Source organism: Methylomonas sp. LW13 (assembly GCF_016865255.1).
Taxonomy (GTDB): Bacteria; Pseudomonadota; Gammaproteobacteria; order Methylococcales; family Methylomonadaceae; genus Methylomonas.
This window is the reverse complement of sequence record NZ_CP033381.1, coordinates 870,877-893,641: the sequence shown is the minus strand read 5'-3', so window position 1 is coordinate 893,641 and position 22,765 is coordinate 870,877. Positions and strand designations below refer to the sequence as shown.

Below are 22,765 nucleotides of genomic sequence, written 5' to 3'. Positions count from 1 at the left end.
GTAATGGTGCAAGTCTAGCCGCGCAGTGCGGCCAAACCAAGGTATTTAGCATTAATGCCGCACGCAATATCGTTTGGCAATTTTCGAAAAAACAGTTTTGCGTTCCACCAACACAGGCATTCCGCAATCCGTCAATCGCGAATCGCCTGGAGATAATGCGCCCGCGATAATACATACATGGGGCTGGAGGAAATTGAGACGAAGGCCTGGCCCACATTATCGACGGCCAGTTCCTGTGCTTGCCCGACGACATCCACCGCCACCCAGGCTTTGCTCGGGTCCAGCCGTATTGGCCAGTCACTGCGGGCATCATCCGTCCGCCAGATCATCAAAGTCTCGCCGAAATAGGCGGCCTGGACCTTATCGTCGTGGGTATCGACGGCTCGATAAGGCCAGCCGTCAATCAGCGCGCCGGCGGTATACATGGCCGCTTCGCCGGGCTTATGGCCTAAGGAATAGTCCCAGATTCGGCCGTAAGTCAGGTCATATTCGTGGGCGATGCAAAACGCTACACCCAGATAATCCGGACGGCTGTTGACCCAGGCGATGATTTTCGCTACCTGCTCGGCCTGCCAGCGCCGGCCGCTGAAACCGTGCATGGCCTTGGCGCCGGTTTCGCCAAGCCAGAACGGCAATTTGTTGCTGCGGCCCAGGCTGGCATAGCTTGCCAACACGCCCCGCTCATCTTCGTTGGCACCATTACTAATCGGCCCGCCAAAACGCGGCGGCTGCTGCGGATAGGCGTGCACGTCCCAAGCGTCGTGGTAGTTATCCAAACCCAATTGCAATACCTGTTTAAACCAATCGCCCTCGCCCGGCCTGACCAAGCTGCCGCCGACATAATGCGCATCGCTGCGGGCTTGATGGGCTTGTTGATATTCCCATTTCGTTCGTTCGACCCAATGCGCCGGCTCGCGCAGCGCTTGCCAATCGGCTTCATGGCGGATGTCTATTTCGTTTGTGGCTTTAAAATAGCGAGTGTAAGCCGCCGCCGAATGGATAAAGCTTTGGCCGTCGTTAGGCTTGTCGTTCAACCAATTGCTGTCACCTGAGGAATCGGCAAATACCTGCAAGCCGCGCTGTTTGGCTTGTTCCCACAGCGGCTTATAGTCGGGAGCAAAACCCGGATAGCTGCCGTAGCTTCTGAAAATCCCCATCCGTTCCAACCAGGCGAAATAGCCGCCAGATTGCTTGAAACTTTTGTCCCCGTCGGCCAGCGCGTAGTAATCGTTGTTCCAGAGTTTCTTTTGCGCCAGCCGTTGCTTTTGGGCGGCATTGCCGCCGACCACACTAAAACCGTCGGCCGGATAATGCATGATCAAGCGGCCGTCGGTCGTATACAAGGACGGATAGACCGCGTAATAACCCGGCTCAAGAAGCTTGCCAAAATCAGCTTCAATCTGACCGGGAAAAGTATCGTTGACTTCCCGTTCGGCGATTTGTTTGCCACTGTAATCTACTAGGCGCAGACGGCATTTTGCCGGGAAGCGCAGTAGTGGCGCCGCTAAAGTCGTTTCTTCCAAAATCGGCTGCCAGCGTAAATCCACTTTTAACTTCAGCGCATCCCCTGGGTGCAGCAGGTTGGCAGGCGCATCAACGAATAATGTGGGCCTTAACTTTGAGGCAATCCGTTGTAAGGCCAGATCGGCATCGGGATCGCTAACTTGGGTTGTCAAGCCTGCCGATGTCTGTCCGGCCGGATCGGTGAATGCCCCGGAGATATAAAAGCGCTGTCCTTGCTCATGTTGCATTACCAGTTTCAGCAGCAGGCTATGCCAGCCAGGAGTCAGGTTTAGCGTCGCCACTTGCGGCGATTGCATGCGCTCGGCGCTGGCGGTGGCCAGCAAGCCTTCGGTGGTCAAGCCATGCAATAGCGTTTTGACTTGAGTACCCATAGTTTTGGCAAATCCGCCGGGTGGGTTTGGATCATCGGTAAACGTAATAGATTGACCATCCAGCCAGCCGGCGGATTTGATACCGGATTGCCTTAGATGCAACAGCGTTGGCGTTGCTTGCTGGGCATGAATGTAAAGCTGCGCATAGCCAGTACCGCGCGACCAACCGTAGGCATGTGCAGTGTTGGCTTCAATGTCGGCGTCACCGTTGGCTTGGGTTGGCGCGATGCGCCAATCGCGCATTTTGCCGCCCATCATTTCCAGGCTCAGATAGGCTTGCTCAGGATTGGGCCGTAAGATAGTTTCCGTGTCCAGGCCAAACACCGATACGCCGGCTTGGCCGTCTTGCAAACCTCCGACCAGCCAAGCCATTGGCACACCGTTTTGCAACGGTGTCGGCGGCAGGGGATTCACTTGGGCGGGTATCGGCATAGTGCCGAATTTGCCTGGTTCAGCCAGAAATTTGAGCACATCCGTTGCTGCGACGGGCTGAGTCAATACACCGAGCACTGTGAAATGGTCGTCGGCGATTACTGCGGCGGGCAGAGTCTTGATGTTTAATTGCCCGGCCATCGCTTCGGCTTCGGGGCCGAGCAAATAAGTAACCGGCAAATTTTCGTAGACCGGTCGCGCCGCATCCGCAGCCAAACCGCGAAACAACATCTCGGCATGTTCGCCCTTGCCATCCAACAGATACAGGCGGCGTGGGCCGGCCGCGGCAGGTTTAGTCAACGCCAGGAAACGATTTCTGACCTGCGCTTGCTCGGCGGACATCCACTCGCCGACCGGCTTATTAAGTATCAATAAAAATGCGTCGAAAACTTTGGCACCGTCGGCCTTGCCGCTATTTTCAATGTCCAGCCAACGGTCGCCAGGCAACAATGTCACGCCGGCAGATGCCTGCAACCATTGGTATTCCCACGGGGTGTTGTTAGTAAGGGCAAACTCGGTGCGAGTCGCCAGTTCTTCAGGTTTTGCACCGGCCTTGACGATAAAGCGTTGTTTGACCTGAGACACTTCGCCGCCGCTTTTATAGCGGGCCAGCAATCGATATTCCCCGGGCTTAAGGGCTGCCGGCAATGCAAAACGAAAACTACCGCCCCAATCGCCAAACCCTTGATGAAACAATAATGCTTCATCCGGTTCAATGACCAGTGCGCCGGTATTGCGGCCCGCCGTGGCGCTGCCAGTCGCAACGTCGAGATAGCGCGGCTTGGGCAACGCCGCCAAGATTGGCGCCTTGCCTAATTCCAACAATACTGCCGGTTGATCCGCTCGCCCCTCCCAGGGCAACGCCGCCCACGGCGACGCCAACAAAAACGCATCGAACACTTTGGCATCGTGACCATTGCCGCTGTTGCGAATTTCGATCACCGTATCACCGGCTTTCAGTGGCACCGGCTTATCACCGCTCATCCAGGCGTATTCCCAGCCGCTGGGTTTCAGCGCAAAGCTGCCGCGCAACCCCAACTGGCCGGCATCCGGTCCCGCCCAAACTTCAAAAATCTGTACGCAAACAGTCGGCTCGCCGCCCTGCCGCCAGCGCGCCCAAAATTTAAAATCACCGGCGGCAGGCTGGGTTAAGTTGAACCGAAAAGCCGCCGGCCATGCGCCAAACCCGGCATGCAGCACGTTGACGGCATCAGGTTCGACTTGCCAACTGACGCCGGTTTGCGGTTCCGGCAGCGCTTGGCCTTGCACGATCTGGACACCAGGTAATAGCTGAGATGGTGCTGAAGGCGCGCTGCCCAACTCAAGCAAGAAGGCCGGTTGCTGTGGCGTAGGATTAATGGGGAGATTATTAGTTGCGCCATTTAATCCGGCGTGGGACACACCAAGCTCAGTTATTGCCAGCAGGCAAGCAAAAATGAAGCGCGCGGAGGCCGAAAACAGCCGAATGGATACAGTGCGGGGAAGCATCGAAAATCCTTGTCAGTTATAAACACCCGAGTCCAGCCCGGGAGCAACACATCCTTGTTGACACCATGATAAAACAGCTTGGCAAAAATTTCCGCTTTAGCTTGACCGGCACCGCCGATAGATATTGGCTAACGCAAATTCTTTAGCCCGAGGACTAATGACAGGGTGTTGTGCCGAAACAGTAAAGCCTAACTGCGACGCAATAGGGTATCGCCTAGTGGAATTACAGATTAGGCCTTAACCTTTTGATGTTGGCTTACGAGGGAAGACAGACTTCGGCCAAAAACAGTCACTCACGACTCGTTAAACTCCCTTCTTTGAAGGTCCGCACTTCACCCGTTAACTGCCACTCAATATCGGGTAACTTCCGTTAATTTTTTACCGTAACATTGCCATACCGGCAATACAGGGAAGGCATCAAAAACAGATTCAGCAGCGTCGAAGTCATCAAGCCGCCGAGTATCACTACCGCCATGGGGTATTCGATTTCGTGGCCGGGCACATTACCTTTGAGAATAAGCGGCAACAAGGCCAATCCGGCGCAAGCGGCTGTCATCAGAATCGGTGCCAGACGTTCTTCGGCGCCGCGCTGCGCTAAGTCAGGTCCGAATACGGCCCCTTCTTCCCGTTCCAGATGTCGGTAATGGCTCAACAACATGATGCCGTTTCGCGCGGCGATACCCAGCACGGTGATGAAACCGACCAGCGAACCGAGCGACAGTACGCCACCACTTAAAAACGCTCCCACAACACCCCCGATCAATGCGAACGGCAAGGTCAATGCCACCAGACACACCAACCGTAGTGAGCGAAAATCCACATGTAATAACACCAGGATGCCCAGCAATGAAGCCAAACTCAACCACGCTAGCCGTTCGCTGGACGCTTGTCGAGCCGCATATTCGCCCAGAAACTCCGGATGATAGCCTTGCGCAAACGTCAGGTTTTTCACGCGCCTTTCAATTTCCCGCGCCACGCCGCCTAAATCGTTGCCATTGACATTGCAGGTAACGTCGATTCGGCGCGAGGCATTCTCCCGTTTGATTTCGTTCGGTGTCGGCGCAATTTCGATGTCGGCCACATCGCCCAACGGCACGCGTGCTCCGGATGGCGTATCGATGGTTAATTGTTTCAGTGCGGCAAGGTCATGGCGCACTCGTTCATGACCCCAAACCGTGACATCGATGATTTTTTGTTCACGGTAAATTTCGCCGACCTTGCTGCCTTTGATTAAGGTAGCGGCGGCACGGCGCACGTGGCCGGCTGTCAAGCCGAAGTTGGCGGCCACGTCCGGCTTGAGCCGTATCTGTATTTGCGGCACCACTATTTGCGGTTCCACTTTCAGGTTGGCGATGCCGGGTACATCGGCGATGGATTGACTGACTTCGGCCGCCTTATCCCGGAGTACAGCCAAGTCAGGCCCGTACAAGCGCACCACCACCGTCGCACTGGCACCGGTCAGCACTTCCTTGATCCGTTCGCGCAGATAGGTCAGTACATCGCGGTAAAGTCCCGGATAACCGTCGACGACGGCCTGGATTTTTGCCACGGTACTGTCGTAATCGACCGCCGTATCCAAACTAATCCATAACTCGGTAAAATTCGGGCCTACCACTTCGTCGGCAACTTCGGCCCGGCCGATGTGGGAACCGAAATTGCGCACACCAGGAATCGCCCTTAGTTCCTTGCTGACCTGTATCGTAATACGGCGCATGGCTTCCAGCGAGGTGCCAGGCTTTTCGACCCAGTGCATCAGAAAGTCGGTTTCCTTGAAGTTGGGTAGAAACGATTCGCCAAGTCGCGGTAACGCGATGGCTGTCGATAAGAATGCCACTAACAGAAAACCCACCGCCCAGTGCGAACGGCTGACGATGACGGGCAACAGCTTACGATAATATTGTTTCAACAAGCGCGTCAGGGGGGCGTCATCCTTGCGGTGCTTGGCATGGGGTAGCAGTATCAGGCACAAAGCAGGCGTCACCGTCAGCGCAACCAGCAGCGAGGCTAAAATCGCCAACAGGTAGGAAAATGCCAGCGGCCTGAAAAAAGTACCGGCCAACCCGTCCAGAAAAAATACCGGCACGAATACCAGCGCCACGATCAAACTGGCAAACACGACCGCACTACGCACTTCCAACGAGGCCTTCAACACGACGCGGAAAGGCGACAGCGGATGGACTGCCGCCCGGTTCAAGCGCAGTCGGCGCATGATGTTCTCGACATCGATAATCGCGTCATCCACCACTTCGCCAACTGCAATCACCAAGCCGGCCAGCACCATGGTGTTGAGCGTGCCACCACGCAGGTAAAGCACCACAGCTGCCGCCAATAGCGACAGCGGAATCGCCGATAGGCTGATCACGGCGGTACGCCACTCGAACAAAAAGGCGATCAGAATCACCGCGACTAGAACACAACCCAATATCAGTGCATCACTTAAATTATGCAGCGAGCGTTCGATGAAGGTTGCCGGACGGAAGATGGTCGGATCGATATCGACCTCATGCAGACCGGGTTGCAAGGCCGCCAGGGTCGCTTCAACCTTGCGCGTCACATCCAAGGTGTTACCCCAGGGTTGTTTTTCGACAATTAGCAGTAGTCCCGGACCGTCGTTGATCACCGCATCGCCAATCGGCGGCGGGTGGCTTTCGACGATTTCTGCCACATCGCCCAAGCGCAAAGGAGCACCGCCGGTGAATTGCACCACAGTGCGTGCCAGATCATCCGCTGTTTGCAGCGGCGCCACATGGGTTACCGGCAGGCGTTGATTAGGTAAATCGACAAAACCGCCAGCCGACACGGTGGCCGCATCGCCTGCCGCACGCACCACCGCATCCAGCGTCACGCCGTTGGCGGCCAGCCGGTCGGGATCAACCAGCACTTGTAACTGCCGGTCGCGCTGCCCCCAAATCGCTACGTTGGCGACACCCGGCACTGCCATCAAACGGGGACGAATGGTCCATAAAGCCAATTCGGACAATTCCATCTGCGACAGTTTTTTCGATGAAATACCAATCTTCAACGCCCGACTGGTCGACGATAACGGCGACAGCATCACCGGTGCGCGTGCCACAGCCGGTAGACGTGGTGTGATGGTAGCGACGCGTTCCTGCACCAATTGTCTGGCTCGCATCAAATCCGTACCGTCCTGAAAGATACAGACCACTGAAGACAGGCCCAGCACCGACTTGGACCGTAAGGTTTTCAACCAAGCCGTGCCGTTGACCGCATTTTCCAGCGGCACGGTGATCAGATTCTCCACTTCCTCGGTCGATAGTCCGGGCGCTTCCGTCTGGATTTCCACCAGTGGCGGCGCAAACTCGGGGAACACATCCAGCGGCATTAGTCGGGCGGCTTGTACACCGAAAACCACCAGGACAATCGCCAAGGCCAGCACCAATATTCGTTGGTGTAAGGCGACGGAAATCAGCCAGCGCATCATTTGCCGACACCAAATTCGGTGCCGAACAATTCGGCCACGCCCAAACTGACCAGCTCGATACCGGCCACAATGTCGCCCGTCACGGCGGCTTGATCGTCAACCACCCGCAGCACTTGCACCCGCCGGCGCTGATAAACATTGGCTTGCAGTACTTGATAAATCCAACTTCCGCCGTTTACGTCATACACAATCGCCGACCACGGTACGACGAGATTCTCGTCTTCGCTACGCAGCGGGACGGACACGCCAACGCGCTGACCGGGACGTAGTGATGCATCCGAATTCTTGACTTCGTAGAATAAGTCGACCGTGGCGGCAGCCGGATTGGCGGAAGGCGGTGCCGCCACCGGTACCGCAGGAAGGGTGGCATTCTCGGACGAATTTGTCAGCCCGCCAACCTGTGCTTGGGCAGTGGCATTCAAGCCCGGCACATCATCGACATAGACCGGCACCCGCACCCAAAACGTGCTGCGGTTGTTGACGTCTAACAGCGCAGGACCCAGCAAATCGCGGCGTTCGTGCGCGGTTTTCAGGTTGGCCTCGGCCAAGCCTAGCTGTATTCGCGCATCATCGACCGAGCGTTCGGTGCCCACCTTGTCGCGGCGCATCTGTTCGGCCCGATTCAAGGCGATTTGCGCGGCTTGCACTTGCACCTTGGCCTGTTCCACCTGACCGTCGGCGTCGATTTGCGATTGTGCCAAACGCACCAGTTCGGCCGGTGCCAGCGATGGCAGGATGGTATAAACCGATTGCTGGTTACCTTTTCCTGAACCATTCAAGGCCGGCAGCGTAATCTCGCCGCCGAACAAGCGCGTACGCCTCAGCGGCCGTTTTTCAAGCTTCATCGTGACAATGCCCAGCCGCTTGGCGGCTTCAGGTGCCAAAACGACTTGGGTCAGATTACTTTCCTTGACCGGATTTTCTATTTTGGCGGGCGGCGCAGTGGTTTCGGCAGCCATTAGGTGACCGGTCACAAGCACTAAAGCCGACAACAGGCGTTTGTGGTTTGGAGACACGCGGTTCATATAGGTCCAGTCTTGAATTCCGGGAAATAATGAGTCAAGCAGGCTTTAGACGCTGGCCGACACTGCGTTCCAGTTCCGCGCGGGCGCGGTGGAAGTCGGCGGCGGCTTGCGCGGTTTTTAATTGCGCATCCAGCCAACGGCGTTGGGTTTCGAGTACGAACAGGTAAGTGACATTACCGGCCGCATAGGCGTTTTCAGCATCCTGTATGGCAGTTTGCAGCGGCGGCAAAATAGTCTGTTGCCACTGTTGTAGACTTTGGCCGGCCTGTTGCAAGCGGGCATGGGCTTCGCGGACATCCAAGGCGATCCGTTGTCGGGTGGTAACATATTGCCTGGCGGCCTTATCAAAACGAGCCTGGGCTTGGGCGACGCCACCTTGATTCTGATTGACGATGGGTAACGTCAGGTCCAAGCCCGGGCCTGCCAGCAAAGGCCCATTGATTTGTTTGGCGTTGAGGCTGGCGGTGATATTAAAGATTTCGGCGCGCGCCAGGCCAATACGTTCGCCTGCGGCTTCGACATTGATTTGCGCAGCACGTAGATCGGGACGTGCCAGTAGCGCCTGTTCGACCAGCTTTTCGGTATCGAACCGGTCATCATGGGCTAACAGTTCCGTACTAACGTTTCCCGGCCACTGCTCCAGACTCAATCCAACCAAATGCCGCAAGCGCTCGCCGGCAATCTCGCAATCGCGTTGCAGGCGGCCTTTTTGTTCCAGAGCTTGCAGGGCATCGACCTGCGCAGTGGTCACTTCGAGTTCACTAGCATCGCCGGCTTTCAACCGGGCTTGCGTGAGTTCGGCGATAGCCTGACTCAGTGTGACAGCGGATTCAGCCAATTCCGCGCGTCGCTTGGCCAAGCTCAATTCGGCGTGGGCGATGCGAACATCGCGAATCAAGTCCAATCCGGTTTGCACCAGGCGTTGAGCGGTTTGTTCAACATCCAATTGGGCCAACTCGACCCGTTGTGGTCGTAGCCAGAAAATTTCCAACGGATAGCGCACAGTAAGTTCCAAGGGTTTTGCGCCCCATGGCACCAGCATCGAGAAGGTGGGGTTGGGCAGCATACCCGTTTGCACGAGATCGGCCCGGAACAAGCCTAAATCGGCCAAGGTCGCGCGAAAGGCGGCATTGTTCCAAAGCGCCAAGCTGACCAACTCGTCTTCGGATAAGCCGTCATCCATTGCTACATTGGCCGGCCATGCGGTTTCGTCGGCACGCGTTTCAGCAAAACGCTGACCGGTGCGCTGTTCAAGATCGTTGGCAACGTCATTTAGCCCCAAACCTTGCGGGGTGCAAGCCGACAATGACAAAGCCAAAATCGTTAACGGAAAATACCTGAGTAGAGAAGCCATCATGCACGGTTCTCCGGGAATGTGACGATCACCTTCAAGCCCATGCCGCCATCCCCATCGCTCAAGGTAATGTCAGCCTGGTGCTGCTCGGCAATCCGTTTGGCGATAGCCAAGCCCAAGCCACTGCCGGATTCGGCGCTATGCAAAACCCGGTAAAACCGGTCGAACACGCGATCTCGCTCATCCAAGGCAATCCCGGGGCCGGTATCATTGACTTCCAGACTAACCGTTTTGGTATCGCCGATGACGCTGATGTCAATGTGTGCGTCGGCCGGTGAATAACGGATGGCGTTATCGATCAGATTACCGAGCAAAATCCGCAGCGCCTCTTCGGCTCCGGTAACCCTGACGTGATCCGCGCGCGACAGGCCGAGATCGATATGGCGATTGGCGGCGAGCGGGGCAAAGTCAGCGACCACGTCCCGCGCCAGATCATCCAGGAACAAAGGTTTAAACGGAGAATCGCCGGCTTCCGGATCGAGGCGGGCCAGGGTCAGTAATTGCTGCACCAAATGACTGGCACGGGCTATGCCTTGCCGCAAGGTTTGCAAAGCCAGGGCACGCCGATCCGGTTCAGTGGCACGCTCGGCCAGTTGTGCCTGCAAGGACAGTGCGGTGAGTGGACTACGCAGTTCATGGGCGGCATCGGCGGTGAATTGACGCTGGGCTGATAGCGCCTGATTCAATTGGTTCAGTAACCCGTTCAATGCGCCGACTAGAATGCTGACTTCTGCGGGCAAACCCTTGTCTGGGATGGGGTCTAACGAATGAGGATTGCGATGAGCCACGGCATCGGCGACTTGCGCCAGCGGTGCCAAACCTCGACCAATCGCCCAACCAACCCATAAGGTCAATGCCGGCAGTAAAATCAGCAGCGGCGTCAATACATGCAAGGTGATTTCATTGGCGGTTTCACGGCGCTCTTGCAGCGCTTGTGCGACCTGAACCAAACCCTTATCGGTTTTTAAATTAACAACGCGCCACGCTTGGTTTTGCCAGTTAACGGTGTCATAGCCCGGTTTTCCAACTTGTGGAATCGGCGAGAACGGATGGGATTGAAATAGGATTCGCCCCTCTGAATCGCGAATCTGACTGACCAAATCAATACCATCACCGTGCAATGCGAGGTCGTTAGAATCGGGTTTTACGCCTTGCGCGTAATTTGCATGAGACAGAGCGTAAGCCGCATCCAACAATACCTTGTCGAACAGTTCGTCAATTTCTTCATGCACGTTCAGCCAAGTCGGTACGGCAAACGCGGTGCCGGTCAGCAGTAAAACGGGCATTAACCAAAAAGTTAACCGTTTGCGGATAGAGCTGTTCATGGCTTCACCACTTTAAAGCCAACGCCACGCACATTAAAAATGATGTCCGCACCGAGTTTGCGGCGCAGGTTGTGTAGGTGGACATCGATTGCATTGCTGGCCACTTCCTGGCCCCATCCATAGAGACGCTCTTCCAATTGCGTGCGGGACAGCACTGCCCCCGGTTGCTCCAGCAACGCATGGAGCAAAGCAAACTCACGGGCGGATAAATCAATCAGGGTATCGCGCAACCAAGCTTCGTGGCTCAACGGATTGATGCGCAACGCACCGTATGCAATGTCGGATGAACCGCGTCCGGCACTCCGGCGTATCAGCGCGTGAATACGGGCGACCAGTTCTTCCAGGGCAAAGGGCTTGACCAAATAGTCGTCGGCACCGCTATTGAGTCCAGCGATTCGATCGCTCAGCGCATCGCGCGCCGTTAAAATCAATACCGGAATGGGGTTGCCGGATTTGCGCAGCAGGGTCAGCAATTCTAAACCTGCTAAACGCGGCAGCCCTAAGTCGAGTAACAATAGCGCGTACTCGCCCGACACATTGGATAGAGCGTGTTTGGCTAGTTCGCCGTCCTGCACCCAATCGACCACGAAGCCATCCAACTGCAATCCATCCCGGATCGACTGGCCGATCATCGGATCGTCTTCCGCTAATAACAAACGCATGTTGACCTTAAAAATTCTTCAGATGGTCAACAGTGTAAATGAACAAGATTTAAGTAATAGTTAAGGCCGTTCGAATGTTCGCGAACGTATCGATAACGGCCGTTCGTGATTAGAGTAGATCAATGGCGCCTTAGGGTCGAAATTGATCAGTCAGCGTCTACTTTGTTCTTGATCGATTGTAAGTCGCCCGAGCCCAGCCCGAGAGCCACCACATCCTTACTGATACCATGGTGTCAAACAGCGGCACAAATTTCCGCTTTAGTCGGCCATTCGGACGCCTTTAGATCGACCTTAGAAATAACGGATCTGCACTTTTTTTTGCGCAGGTCCGTTTGATTACCAGGCTAGGCGTCACATGACGATACATAGATGGACCGTGCTTGACTGCGCTGCGACACGCTCAAGCTCAGACCTAAAATCGGTAAGCTCGTCAATGGCATCGTCTTGCTTCCAGCCGTCCGCGGTCGTTAGCGCGTTAGGATTGGTTTGCAGGTGGTCCAATATCACGGATACCGAAGACAATACGGCTGCGGCCGGAAACCAATTGGCAACTGATGCCGACCAGCCTTCTTCGCAGTCTTCAAACTCGCCGGTTTCGTCCATGTTATAGCGAACGTCAGTATCATCATAAAAGGCGCTAAGCGGGGTGACATTGAGTTTGTCAGCCAACGCATCCAGTGGCTCTTGCAGGTAGAAGACAGCGGAATGATCTTCGCCGTTGCTCTCGTAAGTTTCGCCGTTACGGATATTCAACCAAAGCGTCATACTCATCTTTGTTTCCTTGTGGTGGTGGGTAGAGAATTGAATGGGGTGTACCAATAAGCGCTGTATTGCCGAAGTAATGGCTCGCTTTGATAGCCATAACAAAGGTATTTCTGGACTTCAAGGATTAACCGGTCCAGCGCCAGCCCAGTATCCGAAGTTCTTGGGGGTGGCAAACGGATAGACATCGATTGCGGAAACGTTGGAAAGCTTTCCGTCTCCGTCAAGCGTTCCGAAGGCTCCGATGAACCACCCCGCATTGCCACTGACCAGTACAAAGTGTCTGTATGACGCCGGAAGTTTACGGCCGGCGTTCCGCATCGGAATATGCCGCTAGGTTCAAGCCCAAGCTTGTGTGCTGCAACATACCCAGTGTTATCGAAGCTACCGAATTAAATCAGACCTATCAATTAACGGCCTGAGATATTTGTAACAGTGGCGGGCTGAAGTCGAAACCGAAATGCTTAGGGTCTTCGCCTATCACCGCCGCCGAGACGATGTAAAACACGTAATCATAGGTTTCTACTGGAATTTCGTATTGCTGGATGAATTTCCAGAAGTTGCGGTCGCGCGGGTTATCCGGCATTTTTTCCACCATCCCGCGTACCTTATTATGGCCGTAGTTATAACTGGCCATCACCAACAAGCCCGATGCCTGCGCCTGCTTGCTGTAGATGTATTTCAGGTACTTGGCGCCGGCCTGGGTGGCCTGCGCAAAGTCAAAGCGCGCGTCCTGCTCGTCGTACTCCCTAACATTCGCCAGCGGTCCGGGCGGCAGCCCGTATTCCTGTCCGGTGGTCGCCAAAAATTGCCAGGCACCCTTGGCAATCCCAAAGCGTGTTTCCGGCCCTATCGCTTTCGTGTCGTAATTGCTTTCCTGCAGCGGCAAATACATAAAATAAGCGGGCAGACCTTCCTTATCCAAAGCTTCAAGCACCATCGGGCCGTATTGGTTGTCTTGCATGTTTTTAATAGCCAGGCGCAATCTGCCGGTATCTTGCCAATTTTTGATGTATTGCCGCACTTGCGTGACAAATTCTTCAGGCAGTTCCAATTCGCTTTCGCCAAAGCCTCTGACCACCCGCGTGATTAACTCGCGTTCGTATTGTTCATCGGTCGGAAAGCTCAGGCGTAGAAAATCGATTTCCTTTAGATACTCCTGATATTTGGCTTTCATTAATTTCAGCTTTTGCCGTTCCTCGGCCAGGCGTTTTTTTTCTTCCAGAATTTTGGCCTGTTCGGCTTTGATGCGCTCCTTCGAGACCTTTAATTTTTCGTCCTTTAACTCCTCCAGAGCCTTACCCAGAGATTCGATATTTTCCGCCAAGCGAATATCGGCTTGCGACAAACTGACTTCCAAGGTTTTGACGTCGTAAAACATATTGATCGCCAGCTTGCGGGCATTGTCCAGCGCCAGGTATTGGTAAGTGACCAAGCCGGCGGCTATCACAAACAAGATTCCCAAGGACCAAATCAGTTTTTTATAGTTTTTGGTTCTGACGGTTCTATCCTCGCGGATCACCCGCCGCACCATGCGAGTGTAATCGCCCATATCCGCCGATTCTTCTTCGGACAACAGGCGGTTTTTGATGGCGTCGGCAGATAAATTCTGTTGCGGCTTGGGTCGTGGGGCTATGGGTTGATTTAAAACCGGCGTTTGCGCAGCGGCAAATAAAGTGGCATCGTCCTTTGGCGTGGGCAAAACGGGTTTTACATTCGCGGAGGCAATTTTTAGTTCAAACGGCGAAACGCCCAGACCCAACAACACCGGCAAATGCAACTTGGTTTTTGCGGCCAGTCTTTTCTTATCCAGATACACGCCGTGCGTGCTGTTTAAATCATAAAGCCACCAGCCGTCCGCTTCGCGCTTGATTTGCAAATGATGCCGGCTGATGGATTGATCGTTAACGACCACCGAGTTCTCTTGGGCACGCCCCACGCTGAAACTGTTCTCGAAGACGTAATTGGCTATCACTTGTCCGCTGATATTCAGCAATTCGACCAGTAGCGTTTCCGGCTTGACCAATACGGTGCGATCAGCATCCGCTTCCGGTGCTTTAAACGGACCGACACCCATGAAAACGGTTTTATCGTCTTCCATCAATTTGCCTCATCGTTACATTGCCAGCGCCAAAGCTTGCTATCCGGCCCTTAAATCTCGTCACTCCCGCGCAAGTGGAATTTCAATCGCGGCAATAGATTCCCGCTTTGGGAATGCCGGCCGCAAAGAATTTAAGGACGGGGTTAGTAATCGCTCTTATGTATAGGCGATTTCAAAAAACCGCTTTAGCTTTTAATCCCGAAACCAGCTGTGTGGTAAATGCCTGTTTATCTCGCATATCCAAATGCGAGCCGTCCGGCAACGCAAAGTTTAACGCCGGATAATCCTGAGAATTAAAAGTTATTGCTCGGCTATGGGCGGCAAATACATCCCAACCGAATTCACGTGGGCTTCTATGCTCATCAATGGCGAAAATTAACCCTGCCATCGGGAAATTGATAAAGGCGATTTTGCCACCCCGCTCCAAAATCCGGTCTGTAAGGCGATTGACGTAGAAAAACTGCTCCGGCGCGTAATGGGTCGGCGCCGATTGCTGCAAGGCGTCAATCACCAACCGTTCGAAATCGGCTTGCGAAGCGACTTTAGCGAGATCGACCGTTTGCCCGAGGTTGCGCAACACTCTTTGAATATAAAACATCGGCTGGTCGACCAATTGATAATCGGCATCGCGTTGCCGATTAGGCTTGGTACTGAGATAAAGCGGCCTGACTTTGCCCGGCGTAATCAGCCGTATCAACAAATCGCTGGCCGGCATGCCGCTGGCGTATAACGCAGACCATTGTTGCACCCGGCTTTTCAATAGCGTTTCCAGCTTGGGCGCCACCAAGGCTTTATATTCCCGATGATAAAAATCTATCCATTCGTTGGCGCGGTCGGTGTGCGATTTTTCCACCAACTTCCAGACATCGCCGGACACCAGTACGGTACCGGTAATACTGTCATCGGCGGCCAAATCAGCCAACACCGGCAAGAACTCCGAACCGTCTATCGCCAGTTGCACTGGGGTTAAGCCGGTTGCGGCGGCCAATACATCCAGATCCATATCCAGTTGCATGCGCGAGTCGCCGACCAGGATCAGGGCCTGCTTACCCAGCAACGCGGCTTTAGTGCGTTCGGTGGCCCATAACTCCTTGCTGTCCTGCACAGTGGGCTGAAAGCCGATTTGCCGTAACCTCAGCTCGACAACCGTCAACAGCAGCACGGCAATCGCCATCCCCGCCAGAACGCTGCGTTTAAGGGCTTGCTGGGGCAAACGATCACTAGAATTGGAAGTATATGAATGCACGACTATCACCCGTAGAAAAAATACCCACACAAACCATCAACAAGGCGACGAGGCTGGTTTTGACCATGGGCGAAAAACTGTCGAATCGTTGTTCAAGCCTGATGTCCCGGCTGGCGATATGCCAAATCAACGTTGTTGCCATGACGGTCACGACGACAATCCGGCTGAGCATCCCCAATTCACTACTGCCCGTGGTATTGGTCAGTGCCCCTAATATTGCCGCTAAGTTGTCGAAGCCTTGCGCACGAAACGGAATCCAGGTCAGCGACACCAGCAAAAAGGTCAGCACAATCAGCACCAGTTTTGGCGCAAGCCCAAGCGGACGATAAGACGTGACTTGCTTGATGCCGTGTTCGACCACTAAAAACAATCCGTGCAAACATCCCCATACCGCAAAAGTCCAGGCCGCACCATGCCATAGCCCACCCAAGATCATCACCAATACCAGATTAAAGACGGTCCTAACGGGCTTACCTCTGCTGCCGCCGAGACTAAAATACAGGTAATCCCGTAACCAGCTGGACAGCGAGATATGCCAGCGCTTCCAGAAATCCGAAAAGCCCAGCGCGCCATAAGGACAATGAAAATTATCGGGCAGGCTAAAACCCAAAGTCAGCGCAGCACCGATGGCGCATAAGGAGTAGCCTGCAAAGTCGAAAAAGATTTGCCCGGAAAACGCCAACACACCCAGCCAAACATCCTGCGCGGAAAACGCACTGGGCGTAGCGTAAATCTGATCGACTACCGGCGCTAAGGCAGTGTCGGCCAAAATGGCTTTGGCGAAAATTCCGAATAAAAATAGCGTCAGCCCCCAAACGAATTGCTCGCTGGTGGCTTTTTGCGGGGCTTTACACTGGGGCAGAAACTGGGGTGCGCGGACAATTGGCCCGGCTACCAGTTGCGGAAAAAAGGTCACAAACAAGGAAAAATCCAGAAAGCTGGTTTCGGCGGGCGTTTTGCGTTGATAAACGTCCAGCGTGTAGGACAAGGTTTGGAAAGTGTAAAAGGAAATACCGATCGGCAACACAATGCCCAAAGGCAGCGGTTGATAGTTTATTCCGGCCAACCCGAGCAAACCGGCAAAACTTTGGTTCAAGAAATCCGCATATTTAAAAAATCCCAGAAAACCCAGATTCACCAACAAACTAATCGTCAGCAAGCCTTTGCGTCTTTCTTGGTTTTTTGCCGCCGCCATGGTTTTGGCCAGAAAAAAGTCTACTGTAGTCGAAATCCATAACAGCACCACGAACGGCGGATTCCAGGCTGCGTAGAACAAATAACTGGCGATTAGCAGAACGATTTTCTGGGCTCGCCAATTGCGTATCGAATAATGCAGGGCTAAAACGACTAGCCAAAAAATCAGAAATAAAAACGAATCAAATTGCATAGGCCGGCTGCCAGTTGAAACAGGGCCGACAGCATAGGCCCTGTAAAGTCAGATGGACGCGCTGGCAAGTTTGGATTTACCAGTGCCGGACAAGAATAGTCCAACAATGGCAATCACGCTTACGAAGCCTTGCGGGCGGCAATGGCCTGGCTGAGTTGATACACCGCCATAGCGTAAAGCGGGCTGTGGTTATAGCGGGTGATGACATAAAAGTTATGCAGGCCCACCCATAAATCTTCGCCAACCTGTTGCTGGTAAGCCAACAGTTTGACGGTTTCGCTGGCGGCTAATTGCGTAGGAATATCCACGCCTAAACGACGCAATTCGCCGACATTCGTATCCGGCTTGACGCCCTTGCTCAATGCTTGCCGATAGGCTTCGCCACGTGCACTAACCGGGTAAGCCACGGCCCCGCCAGGTTGCCACTGGTTGCGTACAAAATAATTGGCCACGCTGGCAATCGCATCGGCGCTGTTGGTCCAGATATTCCGTTTGCCATCCAGATCAAAATCCTTGGCGTAGCCGCGAAAACTGCTGGGCATGAATTGCGGCAAGCCCATCGCGCCTGCATACGAACCCATGGGTTGCAGTGGGTCCATATGCTCTTCGCGGGCCAGCACCAGGAATTGCTCCAGTTCCTTCAGGAAGAACTCGCTGCGCGGCGGATAGGCAAAACCCAGGGTAGCCAGCGCATCGATCACCCGATATTTACCGGTATGCGCGCCGTATTTGGTTTCCACCCCGATGATGGCAATGATGATTTCCGCCGGCACGCCGTATTGGCTTTCCACGGCTTTCAAAGCCGCTTCGTTGTCCTTCCAAAACTGCACGCCACCGGCGATCCGGGCCTCGGTCATGAATATCTCGCGATACTGAAACCAGGGTTTGCCTTCCGCCGGTTTGGACATCGCATCCAAAATCGGCTGCTGGATTTGCACAGCCTTGAACAAATTCCGCAATTCAGCTTCGTTGAAATGCTGCTGCTTGACCATGTTGTGGATGAATTGCTTGAAGCTGTCGGTTTCGGCGATTTCAGCCGATGCCGAACCGGCAGCGAATAAGGTGGCGGCCAACAGCCAGGCTGATAGGTTTTTATTCATTTTCATAAGCCAATTAAACGGGTAGTAATTTACGATGGGTATGGATGGACATCAGAATACCGAAGCCTGCCATCAGCGTCACCATTGAGGTGCCGCCGTAGCTGATCAACGGTAGCGGTACGCCGACCACCGGCAACACGCCGATCACCATGCCGATATTCACAAAAACGTAGACAAAAAAAGTAAAGGCCAAACTGCCGGCTAACAAGCGCGAGTAGGTATCCTGGGCTTGCACGGCAATGTAGAAACACCGGCTGATGACCAGCAGATACAAAACCAGCAACCCGACGCAACCGAACAAGCCAAACTCCTCGGCAAACACCGCAAAGATAAAGTCCGTGGAGCTTTCCGGTAAAAAATCCAGTTCCGCCTGACTACTGCCCAACCAGCCCTTGCCATTGATGCCGCCGGAACCGATGGCAATCTTGGATTGAATGATATGGTAACCGGCGCCCATTGGGTCCGCTTCCGGATTCATAAACGTCAATACGCGGTTGCGCTGATAGTCGCGCATGAAATGCCACAACACCGGCGTTAACGATGCCAACAAAGCCACGATCCCCAGCATGAACCACCAGGATAAGCCGGCGAAAAACAGTACTGCCGCCCCGGAGCTGGCCACCAGCAAGGAAGTCCCCAAATCCGGTTGCTTCGCGATCAGCAAAACCGGCACTATCAATAGCGTCGCCGCGCCTAATACATGCTTGGGTTTGGGCGGCAAGGCCCGTTCCGAGAGATACCAGGCCACCATCATCGGCGCACTGATTTTGGTGAATTCGGACGGTTGAAAACGAAAGAAACCCAGATCCAACCAACGCTGCGCCCCCATACTGATCTGTCCCATCACCGCCACCGCCAGTAACAACAACACGCAAATCGAGAACAAGGCCACCGAAAAACTCTGGAAGCGGCGCGGATTGATGTGCGCCAATACGATCATCAACAAAATGGCGAAACCCATGCGGGTGGCATGCCGAATCAACAAGGGCACCTCTTGCCCGCCGGCGCTGTATAAGATCACAAAACTGGTAGCGCAAATCAGCAACAGCCCGATAAACAACGGGATGTCGATATGCAGCTTTCTGAGTAAATTACCCAGCAGCGATGGCGGCTGAAACTGCTCATTGCGCATTTCGGTTCTCATGGCTGCGGCTCCTTTTTTTGATTCAGATAGGCATCGATAATTTCGCCGGCAATCGGCGCCGCTACCGAGCCGCCGTGGCCGCCGTGCTCGGCGATAATCGCCACCGCAATTTGCGGGTCGTGCACCGGCGCAAAGGCTATGAACAAAGCATGGTCGCGCATTTTAAAATCGATGGCGTCTTCGTTGTATTTCTCTTCCTGCTTGATGGTAAACACTTGCGCGGTGCCGGTCTTGCCGGCAATTTGATAGGTAATAGCCTTGGCCAAACGGCCGGCGGTACCCCGCGCTCCGTGCACCACGTTGGTCATGCCTTTGATGATGTTATCGACATTTTGGGTTTTCAACGGAATTAGTGCATCGGCTTTACCGCCGATCATGTCGGCGTAATCGGCGCTGATTATGCTGTGCACCAGGTGGGGCGTGATGACCTTGCCATAGTTGGCCAGCGTCGCTGTCGCATGCGCCAGTTGCAACGGCGTGGCTTGCGTGTAACCCTGGCCGATCCCGGTAATCAGCGTTTCGCCGGGAAACCAAGCCTGGTTGCGATAGTGTTTTTTCCATTCCTTGGAAGGCATCAAACCATCGACCTCCCCCACCAAATCGATCCCGGTTTTCCGGCCGAAACTGAACTTGTCCATGAATGCGTGCATTTTGTCGATCCCCAGCGCCAGCGCCAGATCGTAGAAATACACGTCGCAGGATTGGGTAATCGCATCGTTCATATCGACCATGCCGTGCCCCCACTTCTTCCAGTCGCGATATTTGTGATCGACATTGGGCAGCTTGTAATAACCCGGACAGAACAAACGGTGGTTAAAATCGGTGACGCCATATTCCAGACCGGCCAAGCCTAGAAACGGCTTGACGGTGGAACCCGGCGGATACTGGCCGCGCAAGGCTCGGTTGTATAAAGGTTGATCCGGGGAATCCTGCAAGGCTTTGTATTCCTTGCCGGAAATCCCGGAAACAAACGGATTGGGATCGAAACCGGGCCGGCTGGCGAACACCAGCACCCCGCCGGTTTTGATTTCTATCGCCACCGCGGCGCCGTTATATTCCGACAAGGCATCGTAAGCGATTTTTTGTAGGTCGATGTCCAAGGTCAGATAGATGTTGGAACCTGCCACCGGCTCCACCGTCGCCACTGTGTTGACGGCCCTGGCCTGCGCGTTGGTTTCTATTTCCTCGTAGCCGGCGGTGCCCAGCAAATGCTCTTCATAGGTTTTTTCGATGCCGGTTTTGCCGATGTGGTTGGTGCCGCGATATTTGGCCAGTGGTAAGGTTTGCATTTCCTTCTCGTTAATCCGACCGACATAGCCGACCACATGAGAAGCCAAGTCGCCGTAAGGATAATGGCGCACCAAGCGGGCGTAGACATCGACACCAGGGAAATACGGCCTGACCACGGCAAATTTAGCGACTTCCTCGTCGCTCAGATTCTGCAGTAACGGCGTACTGGTGAAGGATTTGTTGCGCTTACGCTGCTTTTGAAACAGATCGATTTTTTCTTCGGAAATGTCCAGCAGCTTCTGTAGCCTGACTAGGGTGTCGTCAAGATTTTCGATCTGCTCCGGGATCAGTTCCAAACTGTAGGTGGGCACGTTTTCTGCGAGCATCCGGCCCTTGCGGTCGTAAATCACGCCACGGGTGGGTGGCAGCGGCGAAATCTTGATGCGGTTGTCCTTGGATAAGGTTGCGTAGTGCTCGTGGCCAACCACCTGCAAATACACCAAACGGGTAACCAAACCGGCGATCAAAAACAGGATCAAGATAAACGCCGCGACGATGCGGCTTAAAAATAAGCGACTTTCGGCGAGCGGATCTTTAATGGCGAATTTTCTATCCATGCTCCGTTAGACGATGCGTGCCATTACCCGGATATAACGCAGCACCACAAACACCAGCGGCCACACCAAGGTGCCGGATAACACCGGATACCAAAACGCCAGGGATAGGCGATTGCCGGCTTGCATGCTTTCGGTCCCGAAAATAATGCTCTGCGATGCAAACAAGCACAAAAACACAAACAAGCATTGCTGCACCATCGGAAATTGCCGCAAACGCCGATGCTCGTTGATACTGAAATAGCAAATCAGCGCATAAATCAAGGCATACTGCCCCAGCAAACGGCCGGTTAATACGTCAGTCAACAAACCTATCGACCAAGCGCTGAATACGCCAAACCGTTCCGGCAAGGCAATCGACCAATAGATCAATACCAGCACAATCCAGTCCGGATTGAATACATCCATACTGGGAAACAGCGACATTACCCGCAGCACCATCGCCGCGCCTATGGTAACGATGAAGTAAACGGTGGCGGCAAAATCAAGGCGCGACATGCTCGGCTTCCTTGGCTTCCGGCTCGGCTGGCGCTTTACCCTGCTCGCCTAACACCACCGGCGTGGAATGACTCCAGACGATCAAAAACTCGCGGCTTTTATCCAATTCCGCCTTGGGCGTGGCGTAAATATTGGCAAAGGATTTGTCCGGCCTGGCTTCGAATTTATCCACTACCGCCACCGGATAACCGGCCGGAAATACGCCGCCCAGCCCGGAGGTAACCAGCAAATCACCCGGCACGATGTCGGCGTTATTGGCAAGAAACGGCAAATGCAGTCGATTGGGCTGGCCGGTACCGAAAGCAATGGTACGCAAACCGTTGCGGTTAACCTGTACCGGGACGGCATGGTCGGGATCGGTGATCAGCATCACTTCCGAGCTGGACGGTAATGCTCGCACCACTTGGCCGACGATGCCGTTGGCATCCAAAACAGGCTGTTCCGGATGCACGCCAAAACGCGAGCCTTTGTTGACCACCACGGTGTGTTCGTAAGGCGCCAGTTTTACCGACACCAGATCAGCTACCAGAACCTGTTCGCCCAGCTGAAAGGAGTTTTCCAGCAACATTCGCAGCCGGGTGTTTTCCTTTTCCAAGGCTGCGAATTTCAACAATTTCGCATCGTTGACGAACTGAGCCTCTTTCAAGCGGCGGTTTTCTTTTTGCAATTCCACAAAAGAAATGACCGTTCCAGAAACCGTTTGATAAAAATCGACCGGCAGACTGGCCAGCGACTGTAGTGGATAGGTGAACACCGATAACAAGGAACGCAGCCGATCCAGGCGTTCACTGCGATAATCAATCACTAACATCGAAATTGATACCAGCAATGCCACCAGTAAGCGGGTATTAAGTGAAGGGCCTTTGGCAAATAAGAGTTTTATGGCAAACCTCTAACAATCAAAACGCGACGGGCAAGACCGGCACCCATCGACGCGACAGCAAGAACAATCAAGCTCCGCTCATGGGCAGTTCATGTGCCGAGCGGCATAAATTCGTAGAAAAGGCCGCTGTAGCCGCTTTACGCGGTCACAGCGGCCTTTCAGAGATATTCAGTACAG

At 54.2% G+C, this 22,765-nt stretch carries 15 protein-coding genes; all 15 read right to left on the bottom strand.

Annotated features, from left to right (window positions below):
• Positions 1–131: 131 nt before the first annotated feature.
• On the bottom strand, positions 132–3,815 hold the full coding sequence (locus tag JL719_RS03875) for a hypothetical protein (RefSeq protein ID WP_033156068.1): 3,684 nt from the start codon (positions 3,813–3,815) through the stop codon (positions 132–134).
• A 370-nt stretch (positions 3,816–4,185) separates the two neighbouring features.
• The gene (locus tag JL719_RS03870; RefSeq protein ID WP_225893013.1) at positions 4,186–7,257 is read right to left on the bottom strand and encodes an efflux RND transporter permease subunit; all 3,072 of its coding nucleotides are present in this window, start codon (positions 7,255–7,257) and stop codon (positions 4,186–4,188) included.
• On the bottom strand, positions 7,254–8,282 hold the full coding sequence (locus tag JL719_RS03865; protein ID WP_225893010.1) for an efflux RND transporter periplasmic adaptor subunit: 1,029 nt from the start codon (positions 8,280–8,282) through the stop codon (positions 7,254–7,256). Before JL719_RS03865 ends, JL719_RS03870 begins: the two co-directional genes overlap by 4 nt.
• 34 nt (positions 8,283–8,316) lie before the next feature.
• Positions 8,317–9,639: a TolC family protein gene (locus JL719_RS03860; RefSeq protein WP_033156066.1), complete on the bottom strand. Its 1,323-nt coding sequence runs from the start codon at positions 9,637–9,639 to the stop codon at positions 8,317–8,319.
• Positions 9,636–10,961 carry an ATP-binding protein gene (locus tag JL719_RS03855; protein WP_033156065.1) on the bottom strand — a complete coding sequence of 442 codons (1,326 nt, stop codon included), beginning with the start codon at positions 10,959–10,961 and terminating at the stop codon, positions 9,636–9,638. The genes JL719_RS03860 and JL719_RS03855 overlap by 4 nt, the downstream gene beginning before the upstream one ends.
• The gene (locus tag JL719_RS03850) at positions 10,958–11,623 is read right to left on the bottom strand and encodes a response regulator transcription factor (RefSeq protein WP_033156064.1); all 666 of its coding nucleotides are present in this window, start codon (positions 11,621–11,623) and stop codon (positions 10,958–10,960) included. Before JL719_RS03850 ends, JL719_RS03855 begins: the two co-directional genes overlap by 4 nt.
• 351 nt (positions 11,624–11,974) lie before the next feature.
• On the bottom strand, positions 11,975–12,394 hold the full coding sequence (locus tag JL719_RS03845; protein ID WP_033156063.1) for a hypothetical protein: 420 nt from the start codon (positions 12,392–12,394) through the stop codon (positions 11,975–11,977).
• 397 nt (positions 12,395–12,791) lie between these two features.
• Positions 12,792–14,486, bottom strand: coding sequence for an FHA domain-containing protein (locus JL719_RS03840; RefSeq protein WP_033156061.1), 1,695 nt, complete (start codon positions 14,484–14,486; stop codon positions 12,792–12,794).
• 172 nt (positions 14,487–14,658) lie between these two features.
• Entirely contained in the window at positions 14,659–15,732 is a 1,074-nt protein-coding gene (locus JL719_RS03835) for a hypothetical protein (protein ID WP_129871339.1), read from the bottom strand.
• The gene (locus JL719_RS03830; protein ID WP_033156059.1) at positions 15,707–17,119 is read right to left on the bottom strand and encodes an MBOAT family O-acyltransferase; all 1,413 of its coding nucleotides are present in this window, start codon (positions 17,117–17,119) and stop codon (positions 15,707–15,709) included. Before JL719_RS03830 ends, JL719_RS03835 begins: the two co-directional genes overlap by 26 nt.
• Before the next feature lie 119 nt (positions 17,120–17,238).
• A complete protein-coding gene (gene mltB, locus JL719_RS03825; RefSeq protein WP_373276516.1) occupies positions 17,239–18,219 on the bottom strand; it encodes a lytic murein transglycosylase B in 981 nt (326 codons plus the stop codon).
• A gap of 13 nt (positions 18,220–18,232) precedes the next feature.
• Positions 18,233–19,363 (bottom strand): rod shape-determining protein RodA, encoded by a 1,131-nt coding sequence (rodA, locus tag JL719_RS03820; protein WP_033156057.1) that lies wholly within the window; start codon positions 19,361–19,363, stop codon positions 18,233–18,235.
• On the bottom strand, positions 19,360–21,210 hold the full coding sequence (gene mrdA, locus JL719_RS03815; protein WP_033156056.1) for a penicillin-binding protein 2: 1,851 nt from the start codon (positions 21,208–21,210) through the stop codon (positions 19,360–19,362). Before mrdA ends, rodA begins: the two co-directional genes overlap by 4 nt.
• Positions 21,211–21,216: 6 nt before the next feature.
• Complete coding sequence (gene mreD / locus JL719_RS03810; RefSeq protein ID WP_033156055.1) at positions 21,217–21,705, bottom strand: rod shape-determining protein MreD; 489 nt, start codon at positions 21,703–21,705, stop codon at positions 21,217–21,219.
• Positions 21,692–22,588: a rod shape-determining protein MreC gene (gene mreC / locus JL719_RS03805; protein WP_051669820.1), complete on the bottom strand. Its 897-nt coding sequence runs from the start codon at positions 22,586–22,588 to the stop codon at positions 21,692–21,694. Before mreC ends, mreD begins: the two co-directional genes overlap by 14 nt.
• Positions 22,589–22,765 lie beyond the last annotated feature (177 nt).

Bases quoted from the DNA above. Each gene is read 5' to 3' on its own strand.
- JL719_RS03875 (WP_033156068.1), bottom strand. From the start codon at position 3,815: ATGCTTCCCCGCACTGTATCCATTCGGCTGTTTTCGGCCTCCGCGCGC.
- JL719_RS03870 (WP_225893013.1), bottom strand. From the start codon at position 7,257: ATGATGCGCTGGCTGATTTCCGTCGCCTTACACCAACGAATATTGGTG.
- JL719_RS03865 (WP_225893010.1), bottom strand. From the start codon at position 8,282: ATGAACCGCGTGTCTCCAAACCACAAACGCCTGTTGTCGGCTTTAGTG.
- JL719_RS03860 (WP_033156066.1), bottom strand. From the start codon at position 9,639: ATGATGGCTTCTCTACTCAGGTATTTTCCGTTAACGATTTTGGCTTTG.
- JL719_RS03855 (WP_033156065.1), bottom strand. From the start codon at position 10,961: ATGAACAGCTCTATCCGCAAACGGTTAACTTTTTGGTTAATGCCCGTT.
- JL719_RS03850 (WP_033156064.1), bottom strand. From the start codon at position 11,623: ATGCGTTTGTTATTAGCGGAAGACGATCCGATGATCGGCCAGTCGATC.
- JL719_RS03845 (WP_033156063.1), bottom strand. From the start codon at position 12,394: ATGAGTATGACGCTTTGGTTGAATATCCGTAACGGCGAAACTTACGAG.
- JL719_RS03840 (WP_033156061.1), bottom strand. From the start codon at position 14,486: ATGGAAGACGATAAAACCGTTTTCATGGGTGTCGGTCCGTTTAAAGCA.
- JL719_RS03830 (WP_033156059.1), bottom strand. From the start codon at position 17,119: ATGCAATTTGATTCGTTTTTATTTCTGATTTTTTGGCTAGTCGTTTTA.
- mltB (WP_373276516.1), bottom strand. From the start codon at position 18,219: ATGAATAAAAACCTATCAGCCTGGCTGTTGGCCGCCACCTTATTCGCT.
- rodA (WP_033156057.1), bottom strand. From the start codon at position 19,363: ATGAGAACCGAAATGCGCAATGAGCAGTTTCAGCCGCCATCGCTGCTG.
- mrdA (WP_033156056.1), bottom strand. From the start codon at position 21,210: ATGGATAGAAAATTCGCCATTAAAGATCCGCTCGCCGAAAGTCGCTTA.
- mreD (WP_033156055.1), bottom strand. From the start codon at position 21,705: ATGTCGCGCCTTGATTTTGCCGCCACCGTTTACTTCATCGTTACCATA.